General features: G+C 68.2%; 6 protein-coding genes and 1 tRNA gene. 3 read left to right on the top strand and 4 right to left on the bottom strand.

The features are described 5' to 3' along the window. Positions 1-181: 181 nt before the first annotated feature. The gene (locus ACFVJS_RS26165; RefSeq protein WP_378886455.1) at positions 182-673 is read right to left on the bottom strand and encodes a MarR family winged helix-turn-helix transcriptional regulator; all 492 of its coding nucleotides are present in this window, start codon (positions 671-673) and stop codon (positions 182-184) included. Positions 674-839: 166 nt separating this feature from the next. Here ACFVJS_RS26165 and ACFVJS_RS26160 point away from each other — a divergent pair, with 166 nt between their 5' ends. Further along, positions 840-1334, top strand: coding sequence for a VOC family protein (locus ACFVJS_RS26160; protein WP_378886454.1), 495 nt, complete (start codon positions 840-842; stop codon positions 1332-1334). A gap of 55 nt (positions 1335-1389) precedes the next feature. On the opposite strand, the gene ACFVJS_RS26155 is transcribed toward ACFVJS_RS26160, so the two are convergent. From ACFVJS_RS26155 to ACFVJS_RS26145, 3 genes are all read right to left on the bottom strand, one after another. Further along, on the bottom strand, positions 1390-1824 hold the full coding sequence (locus ACFVJS_RS26155) for a hypothetical protein (protein WP_378886452.1): 435 nt from the start codon (positions 1822-1824) through the stop codon (positions 1390-1392). 279 nt (positions 1825-2103) lie between these two features. Then, positions 2104-3492, bottom strand: a complete 1389-nt coding sequence (locus ACFVJS_RS26150) for a GntP family permease (RefSeq protein ID WP_378886450.1) — start codon at positions 3490-3492, stop codon at positions 2104-2106. Continuing rightward, positions 3489-3989, bottom strand: coding sequence for a gluconokinase (locus ACFVJS_RS26145; RefSeq protein WP_378886456.1), 501 nt, complete (start codon positions 3987-3989; stop codon positions 3489-3491). The genes ACFVJS_RS26150 and ACFVJS_RS26145 overlap by 4 nt, the downstream gene beginning before the upstream one ends. 123 nt (positions 3990-4112) lie before the next feature. Between ACFVJS_RS26145 and ACFVJS_RS26140 the strand changes: the two genes are divergently transcribed. Both ACFVJS_RS26140 and ACFVJS_RS26135 read left to right on the top strand, forming a co-directional pair. Further along, complete coding sequence (locus tag ACFVJS_RS26140; protein WP_378886448.1) at positions 4113-4832, top strand: FadR/GntR family transcriptional regulator; 720 nt, start codon at positions 4113-4115, stop codon at positions 4830-4832. A gap of 77 nt (positions 4833-4909) precedes the next feature. Further along, a tRNA-Pro gene (locus ACFVJS_RS26135) sits at positions 4910-4983 on the top strand. Positions 4984-5085 lie beyond the last annotated feature (102 nt).

Here is a 5085-nt window from a genome sequence, read left to right as displayed (position 1 = left end):
CAAATGGCTGCACCACTACAATCACCACCGCGGCCACACCAGCCTCAGGGGCAAGTCACCGATCGACCGCGTGCCCAACCTCCCCGGTCAGAACAGCTAGCCAGCCCTGCCGGCCAACGAATCAGGCCCGCAGGTCACCGGATGGTGGCCTGCGGGCCTGTCGTACGTCTTCGGGCCGGGTTCAGGCGACGGAGCCGTCCGGGGTGACCGTCGGAGGCTTGACCTCGAGGCGCTCCAGCACGCCCTGGTAGAGCTTGGTCAGGGTGGCGACCTCTTCGGGGGTGAAGGCGTCGAACATGACCTGACGGATCAGCTTCACGTGCTCGGGGGCGGCGGCCTGGATGGCCTCGAGGCCGGCCGGGGTGAGGTCTACGTAGGCACCGCGGCGGTCGTCGAGGCACTCGCGCCGCTCGACGAGCCCGCGGGCGGCCATCCGCATCACCTGACGCGAGAGCCGGCTCTTCTCCCACTGGAGCTTGTCGCCGAGCTCGTACATCCGCAGGGAGCGGTCGGGGACGTCGGTCAGGTTGACCAGGACGTCGTAGTCGGCGAGGGAGAGGCCGTTCTTGGCTTGGAGGTCGCGGTTCATCCGCGCGGTGAGCTGTGCGTTGACGGCGAGCCAGGAACGCCATGCGACCTGTTCGTCGTTGCTGAGCCACTTGACCTCATCCATGAGGTACACCTTACCGAGTTGTCATTGCCGCTTTCACCATCACCGCGCATCGGCGCAGGTCGGCACGGCCCGGTGTGACTCACGGCGCCCCGGGGGTGCAGGGACGTTGCCTGCTTAGGCTAACGGTTGATGCAGAAACTAGACTGTTCTGCATGAGGAGCGCGCGATGAGCATCGACATGGACTTCATCACCAAGGACCGCGAGCGGATCAAGAAGGAGTACCTCCGTGAGGAGGGCGACCGCCCGGCCAGCACGGCCCGCGGCATCCACCACACCGCGCTGCTCTCCTCCGACGTACGCCGGTCGATCGACTTCTACCAGGGGCTCCTGGAGTTCCCGCTGACCGAGATCTTCGAGAACCGCGACTACGCCGGCTCCGACCACTTCTTCTTCGACGTCGGGGCGGGCAACCTGCTGGCCTTCTTCACCCTCCCTGGCCTCGACCTGGGGGAGTACGCCGAGGTGCTCGGCGGGCTGCACCACATCGCCATCTCGGTGACCCGTGAGAAGTGGGACTACCTGCGCGCCAAGCTCGACGACGCGGGGATCGACTACATGGTCGAGTCCAAGTCGTCGATCTACTTCAAGGGCCCCGACGGCGAGCGCCTCGAGCTCCTCGCCGACCCGCTGGGGGAGATGTACGGCACCAAGGTGCTCTGAGAACGTCACGTCCGGGACGGGTCCGCTCCACCGAGCGGCCCGTCCCGCGTCGCGTTCAGGGACGGTCGAACGGGTCCTCGGGCACCTCGAGCTCGAGCTGCTCCTCGTAGACCTGCTCCTCGGCCCGCCGGTCGGCCAGCCACGCCGCCAGCGCCACCACGACCAGCTGCGAGCGGGACTCCGCGGCCATCTCGTGGACCATGGCATCGAGCACGTCGACGTTCGTCGCCAGCAGGCGCAGGGGCATCGTGACGTACGGGTCGTCGAGGCGTTTCGGCTGCGGGACGGTGCGCATGAACGTGCCGTCGGAGACAGGCCTGGTCTTCTCGCGCAAGGCCGCCTGATGGGCCCGCAGGAGGACCGGGAGCCGCGGGCGGGTCGCCGCGACGGCGTCGAGCATCACGTCGACCAGTGAGCGCGGGACCTCCTGGCTGTAGGTCTTCCACTGGGCCGCCAGGGATGCCGGCACGGAGAGGCTGATCGCCTGCACCGGCATCCCCTGGCGTCGACCGGCGCCCTCCCGCTTCGACCTCGTGCGATGGGCCGGGGTGCCCTTGCGGGAGATCGGGTCGAGCTTGGCGGGGGCTGTGTTCTGGGCTGTGTTCTGGGCTGTGTTCTGGGCTGTGTTCTGGGCTGTGGCCTGGTCTGTGATCGGGGCTGTGTTGGATGGGGAAGGTGTATCCGACACGGTGTGCTCCTGTGGTGGGTGTGATCCATGTGTCAGGAGTGATTGTGTCGGACAGCACCGACAGTTTCGCGAGGACCTCGGTCAGATGACCAAGCTCAGCGCCAGCACGAACACCAGGCCGGACACCGAGAGCACCGTCTCCATCAGCGACCAGGACTTGATCGTCTGGACGACGTCGAGGCCGAAGTACTCCTTGACCAGCCAGAACCCGGCGTCGTTGACGTGCGAGAAGAACACCGAGCCCGCGCCGACAGCCAGGACGACGAGGGACACCTCGGCGGCGGGCATGTTGGCGACCAGGTCGACGACGAGCGACGACGCGGTGATCGTGGCGACGGTGGCGGAGCCGGTGGCCAGGCGAATGAGGACGGCGAGCACCCAGGCGAGGACGATCGCGGAGACGCCGGAGCCCTGTGCCCACTCGGCGAGCTGGGTCCCGATGCCGGTGTCGATCAGCGACTGCTTGAAGCCACCGCCGGCGGCGACGATGAGGACGATGCCTGCGATCGGCGGCAGCGACTGCTCGACGGTCTTCGCGATCCCGCGACGGTCCATCCCGGCACCCCGGCCGAGCGTGAACATGGCGACGATGACCGCGATGGTGAGCGCGACGAGCGGGTAGCCGATCGCGTCGAAGACCTGCTGGACCTGGTTCTCGGGGTCGTTGATGACGATGTCGACGATCGCCTTGGCGAGCATCAGCACCAGCGGCAGCAGGACGCTGAACAGGGTGATGCCGAAGGAGGGTCGGCGGGTGTCGCCGGAGCCCTCGGTGACCGGCGCGGCGTCGAAGGTGTGCGGCGCCTCGACCACGACCCAGCGCCCGGCGAGCCGGCCGAACAGCGGACCGCTGACGATGATCACCGGGATGGAGACGAGTACGCCGAGCGCCAGCGTCGTGCCCAGGTCGGCCTCGAGCGCGCCGATCGCGGCCAGCGGACCCGGGTGCGGCGGCACCAGGCCGTGCATCGCGGAGAGACCGGCGAGGGTCGGGATACCGACCGTGATGAGCGAGACCTGCGCGCGCCGGGCGACCAGGTAGATGACCGGCATCAGCAGGACCAGGCCGATCTCGAAGAACATCGGCAGGCCGATGATCGCGCCGACGAGCGCCATCGCCCAGGGCAGCGTACGGACCGACGACCTGCCGACGATCGTGTCGACGATCTGATCAGCACCGCCGGAGTCGGAGAGGAGCTTGGCGAACATCGCGCCCAGCGCGATCAGCAGGCCGACGCTGGTCGCGGTCGCGCCGAAGCCCTCGCCGAAGGAGGTGATCACGTCCATCACGTTGCGGCCCGACAGCACGCCGACCGCGACGCCGCCGAGAAGCAGCGCGAGGAACGGGTGCAGCTTCACGTAGGTGATCAGGACGACGATGAGCGCGATCGCGGCGAGCGCGGCAGCGAGGAGTACGCCTCCTGAGGCGACCGGAGCGACCGGCTCGGTCGCGGCGGCGAGGATGTTCATGCGGATTCCTTGGTCAGGTTCGAGGTGGGGGACACCGTGGCGAGGAAGCGGTCGACGATCGCATCGACGTCCTGGTCGATGCCGATGGTCGTGCCCTGCTCGTCGGGAGCGAGGGGCTCGAGGGTCGCGAACTGCGAGCGCAGCAGCGACGGCGGCATGAAGTGACCCGCGCGGGCGGCGAGACGTGCCTCGACCACCTCCGGGGTGCCGCTGAGGTGGAGGAACCGGAGCCCACGGGCACGACCGTGGAGTAGGTCGCGATAGCTGCGCTTGAGCGCCGAGCAGCTCAGCACCGCACCGGTGTGCTCGTGCTCGGCGAGCCAGGCGCCGAGCGTCTCCAGCCAGGGTTGCCGGTCGTGGTCGTCGAGCGGACGGCCCGAGGCCATCTTCGCGATGTTCTCCGGCGGGTGGAAGTCGTCGGCGTCGGCGAAGGGGACCTGCAGGCGCTGCGCGATCGCGGCGCCGACGGTCGACTTGCCGGAGCCGGAGACTCCCATGACGACGAGGAGAGGGTTCTGTGTCACGCGTCACAGGGTGCATCAAAAGGCATCCGTTTGGCAAGGCAGTGTGATGTTAAGGATTCCGATTGCCTGGAGCCGGGGGTGTGGGACGATGCCGCAGTGACGACTTCGAGCGGTGAGGCCACGCACCGACTGCACCAGAGCGTCCGGGACGATCTCGGGCGCCAGATCGTCTCCGGCTCGCTGCCTCCCGGTGCGGTGCTGACGTTGGAAGGGATCCAGGCGACGTACGACGTCTCGCGGCCGGTCGCCCGCGAAGCCATCCGGGTGCTGCAGGCGATGGGCCTGGTCGCGACCAGACGCCGCGTCGGCATCACCGTCCTCCCGCGTCAGGAGTGGAACGTCTTCGACCCGCTCGTCATCCGCTGGCGGCTCGACGGCGAGGGCCGGCGCGAGCAGCTGCTGTCGCTCTCCGAGCTGCGGCAGGGGTTCGAGCCGATCGCCGCCCGGCTCGCCGCCGAGCGTGCCGAGCCCGAGCACCACGGCGCCCTCGCCCGCTCGGTTGCGGACATGGTCGTCCACGCTGCTTCGGGTGACCTCGAGGCCTATCTGGAGGCCGACACCGCCTTCCACCGCGTCCTTTTGAACGCCTGCGGCAACGACATGCTCGCCGCCTTCGGCGACCTGGTCGCCGAGCTCCTCGCCGGACGTACCCACCACCACCTGATGCCCGCCACGCCGAATCCCACCGCGATCGAGCTGCACGAGAAGGTCGCCATCTCCATCCGCAACGGCGACCCCGCCGGTGCCGAGGAAGCGATGCGCGCCATCATCGACGAGGCCGCCGAGGCCCTCGCCGCCGCCGACGACCCGCCGTAGGGGTACCGATTGGAGGCCATGCGGCGCGGTGCGGTAATGTTCGGATCGCTTCGAGCGGAGAAATCCACTCGCAGTTTCGGGCTGTGGCGCAGCTTGGTAGCGCACTTGACTGGGGGTCAAGGGGTCGCAGGTTCAAATCCTGTCAGCCCGACCGAGAGGTCCCGGAAACTCAAGGGTTTCCGGGACTTTTTAGGTTGTGAGATTTGATCCGGTCATCACAAACCCATCTTTTTGACCTCCCCGCGGCCTGCTC

This window comes from Nocardioides sp. NPDC057772 (assembly GCF_042798075.1).
Lineage (GTDB): Bacteria > Actinomycetota > Actinomycetes > Propionibacteriales > Nocardioidaceae > Nocardioides.
This window is presented reverse-complemented; position numbering and strand designations above follow the sequence as displayed.

Coding starts and splice junctions, on each gene's coding strand:
- ACFVJS_RS26165 (WP_378886455.1), bottom strand. CDS start 673: ATGGATGAGGTCAAGTGGCTCAGCAACGACGAACAGGTCGCATGGCGT.
- ACFVJS_RS26160 (WP_378886454.1), top strand. CDS start 840: ATGAGCATCGACATGGACTTCATCACCAAGGACCGCGAGCGGATCAAG.
- ACFVJS_RS26150 (WP_378886450.1), bottom strand. CDS start 3,492: ATGAACATCCTCGCCGCCGCGACCGAGCCGGTCGCTCCGGTCGCCTCA.
- ACFVJS_RS26145 (WP_378886456.1), bottom strand. CDS start 3,989: ATGGGAGTCTCCGGCTCCGGCAAGTCGACCGTCGGCGCCGCGATCGCG.